The following is a 19,056-nucleotide window of genomic DNA, read 5'->3' on the forward strand; positions in this document are numbered from 1 at the left end:
ATTGTCATGGCTGAGTTGCTATTAGGGGTCAACATTGATCATATCGCCACGGTACGTAACGCGCGTGGCACTCATTACCCCGATCCGGTGCAGGCAGCGTTTATTGCCGAGCAAGCGGGTGCGGATGGAATTACTGTTCATCTGCGCGAAGATCGCCGTCATATCACCGATCGCGACGTCCGTATTTTGCGTGATACCATTCAGACGCGCATGAATCTGGAAATGGCCGTCACGGATGAAATGATCGGTATTGCCTGCGAAATCAAACCGCAATTCTGCTGCCTCGTTCCAGAAAAACGTCAGGAAGTAACGACGGAAGGGGGGCTGGATGTGGCTGGCCAGCAAGACAAACTCAATGCGGCAGTTAAGCTGCTGAGCGAAGCCGGTATTCTGGTTTCACTGTTTATCGATGCCGATCATCGTCAAATCGAAGCAGCCGTGACCAGCGGCGCACCTTATATTGAGATTCACACCGGTGCCTACGCCGAAGCGCCAGAAGGTTTAGCGCGTGAGGCTGAACTCGCACGTATTCGCAAGGCTGCGACTTTTGCCGCCAGCCTCGGTTTGAAAGTAAACGCCGGTCATGGTCTGACTTATCACAACGTACTGCCGATTGCTGCGCTGCCGGAAATGCACGAGCTGAACATTGGTCATGCGATCATTGGACGCGCTGTCATGAGCGGTCTGCCAGACGCAGTAAAAGAGATGAAGCAGTTGCTGAGAGAAGCGCGTCGCTAATGGCTATTCTCGGGCTGGGCACCGATATCGTAGAAATTGAGCGTATCGCGGGAGTGATTGAACGCTCTGGCGATCGTTTAGCGCGTCGCGTGTTGAGTGAAGCAGAATGGCAGCAGTATCAGGCGCATCAGCAGCCTGTACGCTTTTTGGCAAAGCGGTTTGCGGTGAAAGAAGCGGCAGCGAAGGCTTTTGGCACCGGTATTCGCGGTGGTTTAGCCTTCAACCAGTTTGAAGTGTACAACGATGACCTGGGTAAGCCAGGTTTACGCTTTTTTCAGCATGCTGCCGAAGTGGCTCAGCGGCTGGGCGTAAACGCTGTGCATGTCACGCTGGCAGATGAGCGTCATTATGCTTGCGCCACGGTAATCATCGAAAGTTAGCCATGCAGCTCGACAAACTTTTCCCACAGCGCATCGCGTGATTCGGTGTGCTGTGGATCGATAATAATTGTGTTATCGATAGGGCAGACGCTCTGGCAAGTGGGTACATCATAATGTCCAACGCATTCTGTACAGCGGCTGACGTCAATTTCATAAAGCATATCACCCAACGAAATGGCCTGATTCGGGCATTCCGGTTCGCACATATCGCAGTTAATGCATTTGGCCGTGATCAACAGCGCCATAATCTCACCTGATAACAACAGAAAAAGCGCGGGTATTATACGTGTTGAGTCTGATCAGACCAGCTTTTTCACTAAGGCTTCACTGTGACGAATATGGCTGGAGGCACGTTCTGGATCGTTTTGTACCAGCGCCATGAACAGCAGGTCGGTGAGTGCTAACTGTGCAGTCGTTGAAGAGATAGCCGCGCTACGCGTGCTTTGTTCTTCTGCCACGGTATAAAGGCAATGCGTTGCGCACTGTTGTAAGGTGTTAGGTGTGAAGCCAGTAAAAGCGAGCACGCTTGCCCCTATGCTTGCGGCTTCCTGTGCGGCCAAATTAATCTCACGGCGTTCGCCGGTATAGGAGATTGCCAATAAAACGTCGCCGGGCCCCATCGCCTGAACGCTTGCCAGCAATGCGTGCATATCCTGCTCAGCGACTGCGTTAATCCCAATCTTCATCAGTTTCCACGAAAAGTCTTTTGCCACTAAACCTGACGCGCCAATACCCACTAATAAAGTGCGCCGGGCATTTTTAAGTAACAGCAAGACGTCACGAAGCTTCTCTTCGCTATTAATATCCAGCGTGGCGCGGATCGCAGAAAGCTTTTCAGCCAATAATTTCTCGCCGACGGTTTTCAGCGGATCGTCACTTAAAATATGGTTATGCACGGTAATCGCATCCTTGTCTGCCAGCGATTCGCTTAACGCTAACTTCAACGCCGGAAAGCCTTTGTAGCCCAGTTTCTGGGCAAACTTCACCACGCTTGACTGGCTGACACCCGACTCTTCAGCCAGTTTTTGTGAACTGAGATGTCGAGCCCGATCCGGTTGCGATAACAAAAAATCTGCCAGTCGGCGCTCGTTCAGCGCCAGGCGTGGATAGAGCTGGCGTATACGCAGCAATGAACTCATGCCCGATCCTCAAGGTATTAGGAATTATTCTGAGAAGAATAAACTATTCATCGGGGATTGTAGTCATTGGAATTAAAAATGACAGTCATCGCCGCGTCGCCTGATGATAGCTACAATAAAGGCTGTTAACGCAAAATCAGCGAAAAGGAGAGTTGTTTGACCAAAGGTACACAACGTCGCGTGGTGTTTTTTGACCTGGATGGCACTCTGCATCAACAGGACATGTTCGGCACCTTTATGCGTTATTTGCTGCGGCGTAAGCCGCTAAATGTATTGTTGGTGGTGCCATTGCTGCCGGTGGTAGGACTGGGCTTGCTTTTTAAAGGGCGGGCAGCGCGCTGGCCGATGAGCCTGCTGCTATGGTCAATTACATTTGGTCGCTCTGAAAACACCTTATTACGTCTGGAAGCAGAGTTTGCGCAATGGTTTCGTCTGCGGGTAAAAGCTTTTCCGGTGGTACAGCAGCGGCTGACTGACTATCTCAGCAGCGATGATGCAGACGTGTGGTTAATTACCGGCTCGCCACAATCGCTGGTCGAGCAGGTCTACTTCGACTCTGCTTTCTTGCCACGGGTTAAACTCATCGCCAGCCAAATGCAGCGTGGATTGGGTGGTCGCGTGCTCGCGATGCGCTGTCTCGGCCATGAAAAAGTGGCACAACTGGAAGAAAAGATTGGCACACCGCTACAACTTTACAGCGGTTACAGCGACAGCAAGCAAGATAACCCACTGCTGTTTTTCTGCCAACATCGCTGGCGCGTGACGCCAGGCGGTGAGTTGCAGCAACTCGAATAAGCTGCTTCGAATCTGGTGAAGAGATCGCTATAATGCGCCGCTTTTCTGCAGCCGGGAGTGGCCAGCGTGAACCAACAACAAGATGAATACTGGATGCGGCATGCGCTGGGGCTGGCGCGTTTAGCCTGGGAGCAAGGCGAGGTTCCGGTTGGTGCAGTACTGGTGCAAGGCGATCGGGTTATCGGCGAAGGCTGGAACCGACCCATCGGACAACAGGATCCTACTGCGCATGCTGAAATCATGGCTCTGCGTCAGGGCGGGAAAGTGTTGGAAAACTATCGACTGCTTGATACCACGCTCTACGTCACGCTTGAACCCTGCGTAATGTGTGCGGGTGCAATGATACATAGCCGCATTACTCGCTTGGTGTTTGGCGCTCGCGATGAGAAAACCGGTGCAGCAGGATCATTAATCAATGTGCTGGGCCATCCGGGAATGAATCATCAAATCGAAATGGTCAACGGCGTGCTGGCTGATGAATGTGCTGGCATGCTCAGTGATTTCTTCCGCATGCGGCGTGAGCAAAAAAAAGCGCTGCGACTGGCGCAGCGCGAGGTTTAGTTCATCGCTATTTTCGGCTCGACGGCCGGATAACCTTTGCCCAGCTCTGCTTCCAATGCCGCTTGCTGGGCAATGCGTCGGTCTTGTTCCTGCAAATACCCCACTAAACTGATTTGATATTTACGGATATTTTCAACGTAGTTATACGCTTCGTGACCGCGTGCATAGCCATAAGTGGTCTGTGCGTAATAGCGTTTTTGGCTCAACATGGGTAATCGCAGCTTCACATCCGCCCAGCTGTCTGGATTACCGCCTTGTTTGGCGGTGAGTTTCCGCACATCAAGCATATGCGCATAGCCCATATTATAAGCGGCCAACGCAAACCAAATGCGCTCATCTGAAGGAATTGTCGGCGGCACTTTTTCCATCATATTCTGTAAATATTGGCTGCCACCGCGAATACTTTGTTCAGCATCAGTACGGTCATCCACATTCAGGCTGTCGGCAGTGTTACGTGTGAGCATCATCATACCGCGCACGCCGGTGGGCGAGGTGGCCTGCGGATTCCAGTGCGACTCTTGATAAGAGATGGCTGCCAGTAAACGCCAGTCGATAGTGGTTGCATACTTTTCAAACAGCGGTTTGATGTCTGGTAAGGTGCTGTCGATGGCGCGTAGAAAGGTGCGCGTATCAACGTAATCAAACGTGCCAACGTGGCCGAGATATTTCTCTTCCAGCCGCGCCATCGCACCTTCTTCTCCCATGCCGTTAAAGAAGTCGAGTAGGGCGGCATTCAGGCTATCGTCATCGCTGTGTGGCACATACCAGGTTACCGGCTCTTCATCGGTTACATCAAAGGCCACTGCCAGCTGAGGATGGATCCGCTGCAGCAAAGCGATAGTGACAGAATCCCCTACGGTGTAATCGAGTTTACCGTCAGCCACTGCTTCAAGCAGGGCTTTCGGGCTCTGATCGGTGGCGATTGCCCAGTCGAGATCGGGAAATTGATTGGATTTAGCGTTCTTCAATGTCGATAAATAGGCTGAACCCGAAGCAACCGTTAGTCGCCCCTTCAAATCACCGAGGTTTTTAGGGCGCGGTTTGTCCACGCGATACACCAGCTGCTGCGAAACGTTGTAGTAGCTTGGCCCGGTTTGATAACGAGCCAGACGTTCGCTGTTGTAGTTCAGACCCGCCGCGAGCAAATCCGCTTTGCCATCGTCAAGGTCGTCAAACAGGTCACTGAGATTAGGACGTACAGTGACTTTCAGTTTCACGCCCAAATAGTCGGCGAAGCGTTTTGCCAGCTCGTAATCCATTCCGGCCGGAGATTTATTGATGGTGTAGTAAGTCAGCGGGGAGTTAATGGTACTGATACGCAGTACTCCCCGTGATTTAATCTGTGAAATCGTGTCTTGTCCGCCGCCATACCAGGGTATGGATGGCCACAAAGCCATTGCTAACAACACAGCAACCAGACCGATAAACAGATAATTAAATTTTAGGCGTTTCAAATAGTTATCTCTCGATGGCTCTAAGGCCTCTGTCTTTTATAGGCAGTATTGATCTTTTTTGATCTCCCCGAGCGAGGGGCATTTTGCGCAACAAAGCGAAGCAGAGCAACTCATAAAGCAGCTTTTGTGCAAAATTCAGGCAAATCCGGTGGGCTATTAATTTTGCGCAAACGGTTTCGTCGAGAGAGCTGTTTCTCTATAATGTGCCCCGTTTTCCCTGTTGCGCCCAATGAAGCGTCGCCCGGCGCTTCGAAGACGAGAGATCTTTAATGATGGAAATTCTGCGTGGTTCGCCCGCCCTGTCGGCTTTTCGTGTAAACAAATTGCTGACCCGCTTTCAGGACGCTCATCTGCCGGTGAGTGATATTTACGCTGAGTACGTCCATTTTGCCGATGTCAGCGCGCCGCTAAGTGCCGATGAAAAAGCCCGCTTGCAGCGCCTGCTTAAATACGGTCCTTCTCTCGCTGAACATGCGCCGCAAGGGCGTCTGCTGCTGGTCACGCCGCGCCCAGGTACTATTTCGCCGTGGTCATCTAAAGCGACCGATATTGCCCATAACTGTGATTTACCGCAGGTGCGTCGTCTTGAGCGCGGTATGGCCTTTTATGTGCAAGCACCGCAATTAACCGAAGCGCAGTGGCAAACACTGGCCTCGCTACTACACGATCGCATGATGGAAACCGTCTATAGCGACTTGGCGCAAGCCGAGCAGCTGTTCGTGCATCATGAGCCACAGCCCGTAAAAAGCGTGGATATGCTGGGTGAGGGTCGTCAGGCGCTGGTTGAGGCGAACATTAATCTGGGCCTGGCATTAGCAGAAGATGAGATTGATTACCTGCTCGACGCCTTCACAAAATTGGGTCGCAACCCAAACGACATCGAACTGTACATGTTCGCGCAGGCCAACTCTGAGCACTGCCGTCATAAAATCTTCAACGCTGACTGGATTATCGACGGCGAGAAACAGCCAAAATCGCTGTTTAAGATGATTAAAAATACCTTTGAGCAGACGCCTGATTATGTCCTTTCTGCTTATAAAGATAACGCCGCTGTGATGGAAGGCTCCGAAGTGGGCCGTTTCTTCGCAGACGCCGATAAAGGCGAATATGCCTATCATCAGGAAGCAGCACACATCCTGATGAAAGTTGAAACCCACAACCACCCAACCGCCATTTCTCCGTGGCCGGGTGCAGCAACCGGCTCCGGTGGTGAAATCCGTGACGAAGGCGCAACGGGACGAGGTTCCAAACCTAAAGCCGGTTTGGTTGGTTTTTCGGTATCGAACTTACGTATTCCCGGCTTTGAACAGCCATGGGAAGAGGATTTTGGTAAGCCAGAGCGCATCGTAAGCGCGCTGGACATCATGACCGATGGCCCGCTGGGTGGCGCAGCCTTTAACAACGAATTTGGTCGTCCGGCGTTAAATGGCTACTTCCGTACCTACGAAGAGCAAGTTAATAGCCATAACGGTACTGAGCTGCGCGGTTATCACAAGCCGATCATGCTGGCAGGCGGCATCGGTAACATCCGTGCCGATCATGTACAGAAAGGTGAGATCACCGTGGGTGCCAAACTGATTGTGCTGGGCGGACCGGCGATGAATATTGGTTTGGGCGGTGGCGCAGCGTCTTCGATGGCATCGGGTCAGTCTGACGCCGATCTCGATTTTGCCTCTGTACAGCGTGACAACCCAGAAATGGAACGTCGCTGTCAGGAAGTGATCGACCGCTGCTGGCAGCTGGGCGATGACAACCCGATTCTGTTTATCCACGACGTCGGCGCGGGCGGATTATCGAACGCCATGCCTGAACTGGTTAGCGATGGTGGTCGCGGTGGGCGTTTTGATTTGCGCGACATTCTCAGCGATGAGCCAGGTATGAGCCCGCTGGAAGTGTGGTGTAACGAATCACAAGAGCGTTACGTCATGGCGGTTTCACCAGAAAAACTGGCTGAGTTTGCTGCTATTTGCCAGCGCGAACGCGCTCCTTATGCGGTGATCGGTGAAGCCACCGAAGAACTGCATTTGAGTCTGGCTGACAGCCATTTCGATAATACGCCAATCGATATGCCACTGGATGTGCTGCTGGGCAAAACGCCCAAAATGACCCGCGATGTGGTTAAGCAGCAGGCGCAAGGCACTGCATTACAGCGCGATGGCATCACATTGACTGATGCGGTCAATCGCGTACTGCATTTGCCTACCGTGGCTGAAAAAACCTTTCTTATCACGATCGGCGACCGCAGCGTTACCGGCATGGTCGCGCGCGATCAGATGGTCGGCCCTTGGCAGATCCCTGTTGCGAACTGCGCGGTCACCACTGCAAGCCTCGACAGCTATCACGGTGAAGCTTTCGCCCTTGGCGAACGTGCGCCGGTTGCCTTGCTAGACTTCGCCGCGTCTGGCCGTCTGGCGGTAGGTGAAGCACTGACTAACATTGCAGCCACGCAGATTGGTTCACTGAAGCGCGTTAAGCTTTCAGCAAACTGGATGTCTGCAGCGGGCCATCCGGGTGAAGATGCCGGTTTGTACGAAGCGGTTAAAGCGGTGGGCGAAGAGCTCTGTCCGGCGCTGGGCATCACTATTCCAGTGGGTAAAGACTCAATGTCGATGAAAACCCGCTGGCAAGAAGGTACCGAGCAGCGTGAAATGACGTCACCGCTGTCGCTGGTGATTACCGCATTTGCGCGCATTGATGATGTACGCCGCACTGTAACGCCAGAACTGCAGGTAGAGCAGGATAACCTGCTGCTGCTTATCGATCTGGGCAATGGCGCGAACACCTTGGGCGCAACGGCGCTGTCGCAGGTTTATCGTCAGTTAGGTGACAAACCCGCAGATGTGCGTGATGCGCAGCAGCTGGCGGGCTTCTTTAATGCTATTCAGGCGCTGGTGGCTGAGCAGAAACTGCTGGCTTATCACGATCGTTCCGATGGTGGCTTGCTGGTAACGCTGGCAGAGATGGCGTTTGCAGGGCATTGCGGCGTGGATGTTGATATTGCTGCACTGGGCAGCGATGCGCTGGCGGCCTTGTTTACTGAAGAGTTGGGCGCGGTGATTCAAATTAATGCTGCCGATCGTGCTGCGGTAGAGAAGATTCTTGCCGATCACGGATTAGCCGCTTGCAGCCATGTATTGGGTAGCGCACAGCAGGGCGATCGCTTTGTTATCCGCGCGGGTGACAGCGCTGTATACAGCGAAAGCCGCACGACGTTACGTACCTGGTGGGCAGAAACCACCTGGCAGATGCAGCGCCTGCGTGACAACCCGGTTTGTGCCGATCAAGAGCATGAAGCCAAAAAAGATGACAACGATCCGGGCCTGAACGTCCATCTGACCTTCAAACCGGAAGAGGATATTGCTGCGCCAATGATCGCTACCGGAGCGCGTCCGCGTGTTGCCGTATTGCGTGAGCAAGGCGTTAACTCACATGTTGAGATGGCAGCCGCTTTTGATCGCGCAGGTTTCACGGCAGTTGACGTGCACATGAGCGATTTGCTGGCAGGTCGACGCGGTCTGGAAGAATTCCAGGCTTTAGTTGCCTGTGGCGGCTTCTCTTACGGTGACGTACTGGGCGCAGGCGAAGGCTGGGCGAAGTCAATCCTCTTCAACACCCGCGTGCGTGATGAGTTCGAAAACTTCTTCCATCGCCCGCAAACCTTAGCACTGGGCGTGTGTAACGGTTGCCAGATGATGTCTAATCTGCGTGAACTGATTCCAGGCAGTGAGCTGTGGCCACGCTTTGTACGTAACCAGTCAGAGCGTTTTGAAGCACGCTTTAGTCTGGTTGAAGTTGCAGCAAGTCCATCGCTGTTGCTAGATGGCATGGTCGGTTCTCATATGCCCATCGCCGTTTCGCACGGTGAAGGTTTTGTTGAAGTGCGTGATGGCACGCACCTCGCGGCGCTGGAAGCGAAAGGTCTGGTTGCGTTGCGTTTTGTCGATAACTTCGGCAAAGTCACAGAAACCTATCCGGCTAACCCGAATGGCTCGCCAAACGGCATCACCGCCGTGACCAACGAAAGTGGTCGCGTTACGATCATGATGCCACACCCGGAACGTGTATTCCGTACGGTAAGCAATTCATGGCATCCGGCAGAGTGGGGCGAAGACAGCCCATGGATGCGCATTTTCCGCAACGCGCGTAAGCAGTTGGGCTGATTATAAAAGCGTTATAAAACAAGGAGGCAGCGATGCCTCCTTTTTTTTAATATCGCAATTGTAGGAAAAAGGCGACAAACGGCAACTTGTTGCGTCTCCAAACAGCGACACATATCCTTTTGATTTTAAATGTTAAATTCATTATTGGTTTTCAGTGTTGGCTATTGGCGACACTTTTTCAGACCAAATGGAACACTTCGCGATGCGACGCGAACCAGCTTGTAGTAATTATCTGATAATAAAGTCATTAATTATATTGGCACGCAAATTGCTTATGTTTACGTGCGGCTCATTCACCTGTTTATGATTGCCAGGCTTCACGGCCCAGAGCTCATAAAAATCGAATGACGCACCAAACGGAGCCTGTCGTCCACCCCACCGATAATCGCTTGCTTAGCAACGTTATCAAGCATCGGACGCAACGTTGAGTTAGGCTCCACCTATTCTTACCGCGATGTCCCGGCGTCGCGTTAACGGCAGGCCTTAGCGCCTGCCGTTTTCATTTGTTTCCCTTCCTTCCCTTAGCAGAGTCCGCTAGCATCCGATAAGCGTTTTTTAGAGGAAGCGATTGCGTGAAAAAATGGCGTTTATTTCCCCGTTCACTGCGTCAACTGGTGTTGATGGCATTTTTGCTGGTGCTTTTACCGCTGTTGGTGCTGGCATGGCAAGCATGGGAAAGCCTTTCAGCCCTGAGCGAGCAGGCGGCTAATACCAATCGCAACACGTTTACCGATGTGCGTCGTAGTGAGGCGATGGCGCGCACCGCGGTGGAGTTAGAGCGCAGCTATCGACAATATTGCGTTTTAGACGACGCCACCTTGTCACGTCTTTATCAAACCCAGCTCACCCGCTATAACCAAATGCTAAGCTCGCACGCGAATAGCCTGCCGGAACTGCCCGCTTTCCAAACGGTGCAGGCTATCATGCCGCAGCTGACCCAGCTGCAATGCGACAATGGAAATCCCGTTGCGATTGCATCGCAAGCGTTGGATCGCTTTTCAGCCACTAATGCGCAGTTAGTGCAGGACACGCGACAGGTTGTATTCTCGCGGGGTTTACAACTGCAGCGTGAAATTGCCGATCGTGGACAGTTTTTCGGCTGGCAGGCGCTGATTTTATTCATCATCAGCCTGGCGTTGATGCTGTTGTTTACCGGTATGATTATCGGTCCAGTGAAAAGCGTTGAACGCATGATCAATCGACTCGGCGAAGGGCGAGAACTGGGCAGCAGCGTGGTTTTTCGTGGGCCGCGCGAGCTGCGCTCACTCGGTCAACGTATTGTCTGGCTAAGCGAACGGCTGGCATGGCTAGAAACCCAACGGCACGAATTTTTACGCCATCTTTCCCACGAACTGAAAACGCCGTTAGCCAGCCTGCGCGAAGGTGCCGAACTGCTGGCTGACGAAGTCGTCGGCTCGCTCAATACCGATCAAAAAGAGGTTGTTGCGATATTGGATGGCAGCAGCCGTCATTTGCAGCAACTGATTGAACAATTGCTCGACTACAATCGTAAGTTGGCCGACAGCCCAACGCCGCTTGAAACGGTAGCGTTGGATGAGATCATCGATATGGTCGTCAGCGCACATGCTTTGCCCGCCCGAACTAAACTGATGCACACCGAAATCGCGCTTAAGGTGACGCGTTGTCTGGCGGAGCCGATGCTGCTAATGCGCGTTATTGATAATCTCTATTCCAACGCCGTGAACTACGGCAGCGAATCCGGTAACATCTGGCTGCGCAGCCAGCAGCAGGGCGACAGAATTTGGATTGAGGTCGCAAATACCGGTACGCCGATCCCCGCAGAAGAGCAAAAAATGATTTTCGAACCTTTTTTTCAAGGTAGCCAACAGCGTCAGGGGCCGATCAAAGGCAGCGGACTGGGACTGAGCATCGCCAAAGATTGTGTTCGTCGCATGTTTGGCGATCTTACATTGGTCGATAGCCCAGACGCCGACGTTTGTTTTCGCATTGAACTGAACACCACAGCCGGGAACGTCTGATCGATGAAACTCTTTACACCTTTGTTGCTAAGCATGTTAAGCGGCCTGTTGCTCAGCGGATGCCAGACTGCTCCCGCTTCACCTTCGCACGCTTCGACACAGCCGGTTGCAGAGCCTGATGTGAAATTAGCCGATTACCTTGCTACAGATTGCGACAATGTCTGGCAGATTGAAACGGACGCAGCCATGAGCAATCCACTTTACTGGCTGCGTGCTATTGATTGCGCTGAACGTTTGTCGCCTGCGCAAGCACGAGCAGAAGCTCATCGCTGGCCAGCTGAAAACTGGTCGCGCGCCTTTAAACAGGGCGTATTACTGGCTAACGGTAACGTCACGCCGTTAGAACGACGCGATTATGTCGTGACGCTTGATGCCTTCAGTAATACCTTTCCAGCGGCGGTTCGTCCCCTTATTCAGCTCTGGCGCAGCAATCAGGCGGGGCAACTTGATCTAAGCGAGACGCGTACACGCTATTCTCACCTGCAACAATCGAGTGACGTGCAGATGGATCATCTGCGACAGCAACAACTGCAAATGCGTCAACAATTAGCCGACACCCAGCACAAGCTGGAGCGACTGACCGACATCGAACGCCAGCTCTCGTCGCGTAAAGCACCGGACGTTTCCGACAGCACCCACGGCACAGCCTTGCCGCAAGAAGAGGATCAGTAATGGTAAAACAACCGGCGCGCCTGTTGCTGGTGGATGACGATCCCAGCTTATTGAAACTGTTAGGGATGCGTCTGAGCAGCGAAGGTTATCAAGTCACCACCGCTGCCAGCGGGCCAGAAGCGTTACGTCTGCTGCAAAAAGAGAAGATCGAGCTGGTGATCAGCGATCTGCGTATGGATGAGATGGACGGTCTGGCACTATTTGGCGAGATCCAGAAACGTCATACCGGTTTGCCGGTGATCATTCTTACCGCGCATGGATCGATCCCAGATGCAGTATCTGCTACTCAGCAAGGTGTATTCAGTTTTCTGACTAAGCCGGTGGATCGCGATGCTTTATACAAGGCTATCGACGACGCGCTGGCGCAGCGGGCACCGATCAACGACAACCGCTGGAGCGAAGCGATTGTTACGCGCAATCCACAAATGCTGCATTTGCTTGAACAGGCGCACATGGTGGCGCAATCCGATGTCAGCATATTGATTAATGGTCAAAGCGGAACCGGAAAAGAGATTCTGGCGCAGGCGATTCACGCGGCGAGTCCACGCGCGACGCAACCGTTTATCGCCATTAACTGCGGCGCGCTCCCGGAACAGTTGCTGGAATCAGAGCTGTTTGGTCACGCCAAAGGGGCCTTTACTGGCGCGGTCAGTGCACGTGAAGGGTTGTTCCAGGCTGCGGAAGGTGGCACGCTGTTTCTTGATGAAATTGGCGATATGCCGCAGGCGCTGCAGGTCAAACTGCTGCGCGTATTGCAGGAGCGCAAAGTGCGTCCGCTGGGCAGCAACCATGATATTGCCATCAATGTACGCATCATCTCCGCGACGCATCGCGATCTGCCGAAAGAGATGGAGAAGAAAGAATTTCGCGAAGATCTTTTCTATCGTCTGAATGTCGTGAATTTAAAGATTCCTACGCTGCACCAGCGCACGGAAGATATTCCTTTGTTAGCTAATCACCTGTTACGTCAGGCCGCGGAACGGCATAAACCGCAGATTCGCAGCTTTTCAGTGGACGCCATGAAACGATTAATCTCGGCAAGCTGGCCGGGAAACGTGCGTCAACTGGTGAATGTAATAGAGCAATGCGTGGCGCTTAGCTCTTCGCCCGTGATTAGTGATGCGTTAGTTGAGCAAGCGCTGACCGGCGAAAACAGCGCGCTACCCACGTTTGTCGAGGCGCGAAATCAGTTTGAGCTGAACTACCTGCGTAAACTGTTGCAGATGACCAAAGGCAACGTGACGAATGCGGCTCGTCTGGCTGGACGTAACCGCACCGAATTTTATAAGCTGCTGTCGCGCCATGAACTGGACGCCAGTGATTTTAAAGAGTAGTTTTCTGCCGCGAAAAAGCACGATAAGCCCGCGGCACCGCCAGGAACATTTATACTTGAGAAACCCTTCCGACCACGGAGGGAGAGAGAAAAGGGTCCGATATGAAAAAGATTGATGCAATTATCAAACCATTCAAACTCGATGATGTACGTGAAGCCTTAGCTGAAGTCGGCATCACCGGGATGACCGTAAGTGAAGTCAAAGGTTTTGGTCGTCAGAAAGGTCATACCGAACTTTATCGTGGTGCGGAATACATGGTCGATTTTCTGCCAAAAGTGAAAATTGAAATGGTGGTGGGGGATGATATCGTCGATACCTGCGTCGAAACCATTATGAAAACCGCGCAAACCGGCAAGATTGGTGACGGTAAAATCTTTGTATTCGACGTTGCGCGCGTAGTGCGTATCCGTACCGGCGAAGAAGACGAAGAAGCGATTTAAGCCAGGTTCAACAAAAAGCCCGCAACGGTCAACGCTGCGGGCTTTTTTATTGTAAGGCATTCACTACAAAACTTTGTGCGGGCCAAAGACTTCATAATGAATGCGATCGGCCTCTACACCCGCGTCACGCAGTTGAGTGCCGACAAACTGCATAAAGCCTAGCGGACCGCAAAGATAGTAATGCGTATTCTTATCTTGTAAGCGTGCTGACATCAACGTCACATCCATCAAGCCTTGTGCATTAAAACGATCCACATCCTGTTCAGTAGGCTCGCGATACCAAATCTGCTGAACGAAATCATTCAGGCGTTTGCCCGTTGTGGTAACTTCCTCACTGAACGCGTGCTGTTCACCGTTTTCAGTGGCATGCAGCCAGCTTACCGGCGCGGCGTGATGTTGGTCGGCTAGGGTATGCAGCATCGCCAGCATTGGGGTTTGGCCGACGCCGGCGGAAATCAGCGCAACCGGCGTGGCAGGATCAATCTGCATAAAGAAATCGCCGTGTGGGGCGGCCAGTTGAACCTCATCACCTACTTTAGCGTGCTGATGCAAATAGCCAGAAACCGTGCCTTGCGCTTCACGTTTCACCGCAATGCGATAATCTTGGCCGTTGCTGCTGTGGGTCAGGGAGTATTGACGAATTTGCTGATGCTCAAACGCTGCGGGATGCAGATGTACCGTCACATATTGTCCCGGCTGGAAGGTCGCTACCGCACCCCCATCAACCGGGGTCAAGGTGATGCTTTTGATCACGGCGCTTTGTTGCTCAATAGCGCTGATACGGAAAGCACGCGTGCCTCGCCAACCGCCCACCTGCTGCTCAGATTCTTGATAGATTGCCTCTTCACGCTGGATAAACACCTGCGCAAGCACACCATACGCACGTCCCCAAGCCGCCAATACCTCTTCGCCTGGATTCAACAGCTCTTTAATGGTTGCTAACAGATGCTCGCCGACAATGGCATATTGCTCAGGCTGAATATTGAGGCTGGTATGTTTCTGCGCAATTTTTTCCACGGCGGGCAACAGCACCGCAAGGTTTTCTAAATTCGCACCGTAGGCGCAAATAGCATTAAACAGCGCTTCGCGCTGCGCGCCGTTGCGCTGGTTATTCATGTTGAACACGTTTTTCAGTTCAGGGTGATGCGACAACATGCGGTCATAAAAGTGGGCGGTAAGTTTTGGGCCACAGGCCGCAACGGCAGGAAGGGTTGATTTCACGGTAGCGATGGTTTGTGCATCAAGCATAAGGAATCCCTTGGTTTGTTAAGTTGTATTTTAAATGCATCTTATAGCCGCTTGGTTTAACTGTAAATTACCCCCTACTTTTTTACAGGGATAAATTTGGCAACTTTTCGTTGCATCGTCAGAGAACTTCCCTCACAACGTGAGGAAAAATAGTGAGGCTTAAGGCGTGTAAAACGGCGTAAAAAACCTTTGCCAGTGCGGGGCCAAACGTTTGCGTAAAAAGAGGGGATTCGCGCTACCGTCACTAGTTAAAACGGTTTACACTGTGGGCCTTCGCCCCTAGCGGGGCTTAAATTGCCGTTAAAAAGATAGCTGAGTCAGGAGATGCGGATGCTAAAGCGTGATATGAACATTGCCGATTATGATGCCGAGTTGTGGCAGGCGATGGAGCAAGAAAAAGTGCGTCAAGAAGAGCACATTGAACTGATTGCTTCTGAAAACTACACCAGCCCGCGTGTTATGCAGGCGCAAGGTTCTCAGCTCACCAACAAATACGCGGAAGGCTATCCGGGCAAACGTTACTATGGCGGCTGCGAATACGTTGATATCGTTGAGCAACTGGCGATTGACCGTGCAAAAGCGCTGTTTGGTGCAGACTACGCTAACGTGCAACCCCATTCTGGTTCCCAGGCTAACTTCGCTGTTTATACCGCGCTGCTGAAGCCGGGCGACACCATTCTGGGTATGAACCTGGCACACGGTGGTCACCTGACGCACGGCTCACCGGTAAACCTGTCCGGTAAGCTTTACAACGTGGTGCCTTACGGCATCGATGAAACCGGTAAAATTGATTACAACGAATTGGCTGAGCTGGCGAAAACCCATCAGCCTAAAATGATCGTTGGTGGTTTCTCTGCGTATTCAGGTATCTGCGACTGGGCAAAAATGCGTGAAATCGCAGACAGCGTAGGCGCTTATCTGTTCGTGGATATGGCACACGTTGCGGGTCTGATCGCAGCTGACGTTTATCCAACGCCAATTCCGCACGCTCACATCGTCACCTCAACCACTCACAAAACCCTTGCGGGTCCTCGTGGTGGTTTGATCCTTGCAAAAGGCGGCGACGAAGAGCTGTACAAAAAGCTGAACTCTGCGGTGTTCCCGGGTGGCCAGGGCGGCCCGTTGATGCACGTCATTGCAGGTAAAGCCGTCGCTTTCAAAGAAGCGATGGAGCCTGAGTTCAAAACGTACCAGCAGCAAGTTGCGAAAAACGCGAAAGCGATGGTAGAAGTGCTGATTGAACGCGGTTACAACATCGTTTCTGGCGGCACCTATAACCATCTGTTCCTGATCGATCTGGTGAGCAAAAACCTGACCGGTAAAGAAGCCGATGCTGCATTGGGTCGCGCGAACATCACCGTGAACAAAAACAGCGTACCAAACGATCCTAAAAGTCCATTTGTGACTTCGGGCGTGCGTATCGGTACCCCAGCTGTAACGCGTCGTGGCTTCAAAGAAGCGGACGTGCGTGAGCTGGCTGGCTGGATTGCTGACGTGTTGGATAACATCAACGACGAAGCAACTATCGAACGCATCAAGCAGAAAGTCTTGGAAATTTGCAGCCGTTTGCCGGTTTACGCGTAAGCGTTTAGTCGGCAGGGTTAGCAGAAAAAAGGATGGCGAAAGCCATCCTTTTTTATTGCCGCAACTACAGTGCTCTGCCAAAGTAGCGGCCATTCTTGCTGCGTCGCAGCATCTTTGCTGGAGGGAATATGGCAATCGGCTCCGCCAAATGGCTCGGATTGAGCTACTTCACTTACTTCTTTTGTTATGGCATTTACCTGCCTTTCTGGGGCGTGTGGTTAAAAGGCACAGGCCTTGATGCTGAGAAAATTGGTCTGCTGCTCGGCTGTGGCATGGTGGCGCGTTTTGTCGGCAGCTTGCTGATTGCTTCACAAGTACGAAATCCCGCTCAACTCATTACCGCGCTGCGCCTGTTGGCATTAATGACCTGTCTGTTTGCGGTAGGTTTTTGGGTGGGAGAGCAATGGCTGTGGCTGCTGATGGTGATGGTAGGCTTCAATCTGTTTTTCTCGCCGCTGGTGCCGCTTAGCGATGCGCTTGCCGCAACCTGGACGCAGCAAATTGGTCTGGCGTACGGCCCTGTAAGACTTTGGGGGTCGCTGGCCTTTGTGATTAGCTCGGCATTAACGGGCCTGCTGGTCAGCGCGTACTCATCACAGGCAATCTTAGCGTTGTTATCACTTGGCGGGATTTGTATGTTGGCGGGCATGATGCTGTCACCCGCTACACGACCGCAGGGCAGCGAAAGACAAGGTGCCGCAGACGGCGGCTGGCAAGCCTGGCGATCTTTATTACGTGAAAATGCAGTCTGGCGCTTTATGTTATGCGTCACGCTGTTGCAGGGCGCGCACGCCGCTTACTACGGCTTCAGTGCTATCTGGTGGCAAGAAAGCGGTTATTCTGCCTCGGTGGTGGGCTATTTATGGTCACTGGGCGTTGTGGCAGAAATCATCGTGTTTGCTTCGAGTAATCGATTATTCCACCGCTGGAGCGCACGCGATTTATTGTTGTTGTCGGGTATTTGCGCCTTGATTCGCTGGAGCTTATTAGGTGCCAGCACCGCGCTACCGTTGCTCATTGTGGCGCAAATTCTTCATTGTGGCAGTTTCACGGTGTGTCATCTGGCCGCGATGCGTTTTATTGCCGCACGCAAAGGTGCGGAAGTGATCCGCCTGCAGTCGCTTTACTCGGCGTTGGCGATGGGCGGCGGTATTGCGGTAATGACCATGATTTGCGGCGTCCTGTTCACGCATTTGCAGGGGCATCTGTTCTGGGTCATGGCGCTGGTAGCGCTGCCTGCTCTTTTTTTACGTCCGCGTTACGACTCCAGTAAATAACGAATCCGCTGCTGATGATGTGCGGTCAGCGGCAGTTCAGCATGGATCAGCGGCGGTGAAAACAGCGGTAGCGAGGTTGCATAGGGCGAGATCACCATATCGATCTCGCGCGGTGCGCCATCGCGCTGGAAATCACGTATTGCCTGATATTTGATATTAATTGGCAACAAAGTGATCTCACGAATTTGCTGCTCGACCTCTTGCTCAAGCTGAGGATTTTCGCCGGTTAGCAGCAGCACCTGCTTCTCCTGCAACGCGTTTTCCTGCATCAGCCACGCGCCGAAAATCACCGTAATCAGGCTGACCTCTTCCGGGTTAAACGCCACTTCATAATCTGTCTCAAACGCAGTTAACGCTTGTTGCGTGGTCCGCAGCAGACGTGGATAGAGGTGAGCAACGTCAAGCGCCACGCTGTTATCAATGCCAATCGTGAAATGGAGGCGATCCAGCGCCTGAGCTAAATGGGTGTAAAGCTGCTGCCGCAATTCGCTGCGATCAGCGAAGGTGACTTCGGCGCAGCGCTCAAAATCATCGATCAGTCTGTCGGTGGAGATCATCAAACGGTATTCACTGGGATGCTTCAACGATTCTGCATTGGGCGCATGGATCAGGCTAAACAGCAGCGTCCAAAATTCAGCTTCGGAGGGATGCGGTGCAAGGTGGCAACGCTTTTGCCAATGATGAATCACATCCATTGCAACGTCCCGTTCAGCTTTATTGAGTAGCCATGCACATTGCTGTTCATTGAAAAGTGCGGGCTGGCGCTGGCATAGCCCATATTTCATTAAAATCTGTAAAAAAAGACGATCGCGTGGCGTAAAATCACGCGCCAGCCGCTGGCTACAATGTTGGATAAGCGCCTGCAAATTGATCTCATCGTAGAGCACTTTCTCAATTTTCATGACTTTCAAGCGTTGACGCAGCGGCGCAGCGAAATGATCACGAACAAAATCTTCCGACAAGCGCAAGCTACGCCGCAGGTTATGCAGCAAACAGATACGTCGGTCCAACTCCGTGCCATGGATGCGCAAGCTGCCGTCCACCATTTGATGCAGTTCAAGTTGGTGGTAGCGCTGTATCTCGTCACCGACATCCGCGATATCCTGTCGGGCAACCGCAGGATCTACGCCATTAAGCTGGCAAATTTTTTCTAGCGTTAATGCGGGAGTCGGCAGAAACAACAGCAGCAAGAGATGGCAACGGCGCTGGGAACGGGTGAAGAGTGGTGCTGAAGATGTAGCAGAACTCATCAATCAAAATTCCAGCGGGTAATT

16 protein-coding genes are annotated in these 19,056 nt (G+C 52.4%); 11 read left to right on the top strand and 5 right to left on the bottom strand.

Features of this window, described 5'->3' with window-relative positions; translation table 11 throughout:
• Positions 1-6 precede the first annotated feature (6 nt).
• Positions 7-738 carry a pyridoxine 5'-phosphate synthase gene (gene pdxJ, locus MUG06_RS00295; protein WP_243077386.1) on the top strand — a complete coding sequence of 244 codons (732 nt, stop codon included), beginning with the start codon at positions 7-9 and terminating at the stop codon, positions 736-738.
• Positions 738-1,118, top strand: coding sequence for a holo-ACP synthase (acpS, locus tag MUG06_RS00300; RefSeq protein ID WP_243077387.1), 381 nt, complete (start codon positions 738-740; stop codon positions 1,116-1,118). Before pdxJ ends, acpS begins: the two co-directional genes overlap by 1 nt.
• Here the strand turns inward: acpS and MUG06_RS00305 are convergent.
• A complete protein-coding gene (locus MUG06_RS00305; protein WP_243077388.1) occupies positions 1,115-1,363 on the bottom strand; it encodes a YfhL family 4Fe-4S dicluster ferredoxin in 249 nt (82 codons plus the stop codon). The two genes, acpS and MUG06_RS00305, sit on opposite strands and share 4 nt — an antisense overlap.
• A 54-nt stretch (positions 1,364-1,417) precedes the next feature.
• A complete protein-coding gene (locus MUG06_RS00310) occupies positions 1,418-2,257 on the bottom strand; it encodes a MurR/RpiR family transcriptional regulator (protein WP_215845846.1) in 840 nt (279 codons plus the stop codon).
• A 156-nt stretch (positions 2,258-2,413) separates the two neighbouring features.
• On the opposite strand from MUG06_RS00310, the gene yfhb reads away from it, so the two are divergent.
• Both yfhb and tadA read left to right on the top strand, forming a co-directional pair.
• Complete coding sequence (gene yfhb / locus MUG06_RS00315; RefSeq protein ID WP_215845847.1) at positions 2,414-3,052, top strand: phosphatidylglycerophosphatase C; 639 nt, start codon at positions 2,414-2,416, stop codon at positions 3,050-3,052.
• Positions 3,053-3,118: 66 nt separating this feature from the next.
• Positions 3,119-3,613: a tRNA adenosine(34) deaminase TadA gene (tadA, locus tag MUG06_RS00320; protein WP_243077389.1), complete on the top strand. Its 495-nt coding sequence runs from the start codon at positions 3,119-3,121 to the stop codon at positions 3,611-3,613.
• On the opposite strand, the gene mltF is transcribed toward tadA, so the two are convergent.
• Positions 3,610-5,067, bottom strand: a complete 1,458-nt coding sequence (gene mltF / locus MUG06_RS00325) for a membrane-bound lytic murein transglycosylase MltF (RefSeq protein ID WP_215845848.1) — start codon at positions 5,065-5,067, stop codon at positions 3,610-3,612. The genes tadA and mltF overlap by 4 nt on opposite strands.
• 269 nt (positions 5,068-5,336) lie before the next feature.
• Between mltF and purL the strand changes: the two genes are divergently transcribed.
• The 5 genes from purL to glnB all read left to right on the top strand — a co-directional run bounded on the left by purL (position 5,337) and on the right by glnB (position 13,673).
• Positions 5,337-9,227: a phosphoribosylformylglycinamidine synthase gene (gene purL, locus MUG06_RS00330; protein WP_243077390.1), complete on the top strand. Its 3,891-nt coding sequence runs from the start codon at positions 5,337-5,339 to the stop codon at positions 9,225-9,227.
• 572 nt (positions 9,228-9,799) lie between these two features.
• On the top strand, positions 9,800-11,227 hold the full coding sequence (locus MUG06_RS00335) for a HAMP domain-containing sensor histidine kinase (RefSeq protein ID WP_243077391.1): 1,428 nt from the start codon (positions 9,800-9,802) through the stop codon (positions 11,225-11,227).
• A gap of 3 nt (positions 11,228-11,230) precedes the next feature.
• Positions 11,231-11,899 (top strand): two-component system QseEF-associated lipoprotein QseG, encoded by a 669-nt coding sequence (gene qseG / locus MUG06_RS00340; protein WP_215845850.1) that lies wholly within the window; start codon positions 11,231-11,233, stop codon positions 11,897-11,899.
• Positions 11,899-13,233, top strand: a complete 1,335-nt coding sequence (gene glrR, locus MUG06_RS00345) for a two-component system response regulator GlrR (protein ID WP_243077392.1) — start codon at positions 11,899-11,901, stop codon at positions 13,231-13,233. Before qseG ends, glrR begins: the two co-directional genes overlap by 1 nt.
• A gap of 101 nt (positions 13,234-13,334) precedes the next feature.
• Positions 13,335-13,673, top strand: coding sequence for a nitrogen regulatory protein P-II (gene glnB, locus MUG06_RS00350; RefSeq protein ID WP_007886217.1), 339 nt, complete (start codon positions 13,335-13,337; stop codon positions 13,671-13,673).
• A gap of 63 nt (positions 13,674-13,736) precedes the next feature.
• Here glnB and hmpA read toward each other — a convergent pair whose 3' ends face one another.
• Positions 13,737-14,921 (bottom strand): NO-inducible flavohemoprotein, encoded by a 1,185-nt coding sequence (hmpA, locus tag MUG06_RS00355; protein WP_243077393.1) that lies wholly within the window; start codon positions 14,919-14,921, stop codon positions 13,737-13,739.
• A 330-nt stretch (positions 14,922-15,251) separates the two neighbouring features.
• On the opposite strand from hmpA, the gene glyA reads away from it, so the two are divergent.
• Entirely contained in the window at positions 15,252-16,505 is a 1,254-nt protein-coding gene (glyA, locus tag MUG06_RS00360) for a serine hydroxymethyltransferase (protein WP_215845852.1), read from the top strand.
• Positions 16,506-16,633: 128 nt separating this feature from the next.
• Positions 16,634-17,782 carry a 3-phenylpropionate MFS transporter gene (locus tag MUG06_RS00365; protein WP_243077394.1) on the top strand — a complete coding sequence of 383 codons (1,149 nt, stop codon included), beginning with the start codon at positions 16,634-16,636 and terminating at the stop codon, positions 17,780-17,782.
• Here MUG06_RS00365 and csiE read toward each other — a convergent pair.
• A complete protein-coding gene (csiE, locus tag MUG06_RS00370) occupies positions 17,764-19,032 on the bottom strand; it encodes a stationary phase inducible protein CsiE (protein WP_243077395.1) in 1,269 nt (422 codons plus the stop codon). The genes MUG06_RS00365 and csiE overlap by 19 nt on opposite strands.
• Positions 19,033-19,056 lie beyond the last annotated feature (24 nt).

The sequence above is a fragment of the Pantoea sp. MQR6 genome (assembly GCF_022761075.1).
Lineage (GTDB): Bacteria > Pseudomonadota > Gammaproteobacteria > Enterobacterales > Enterobacteriaceae > Pantoea > Pantoea phytostimulans.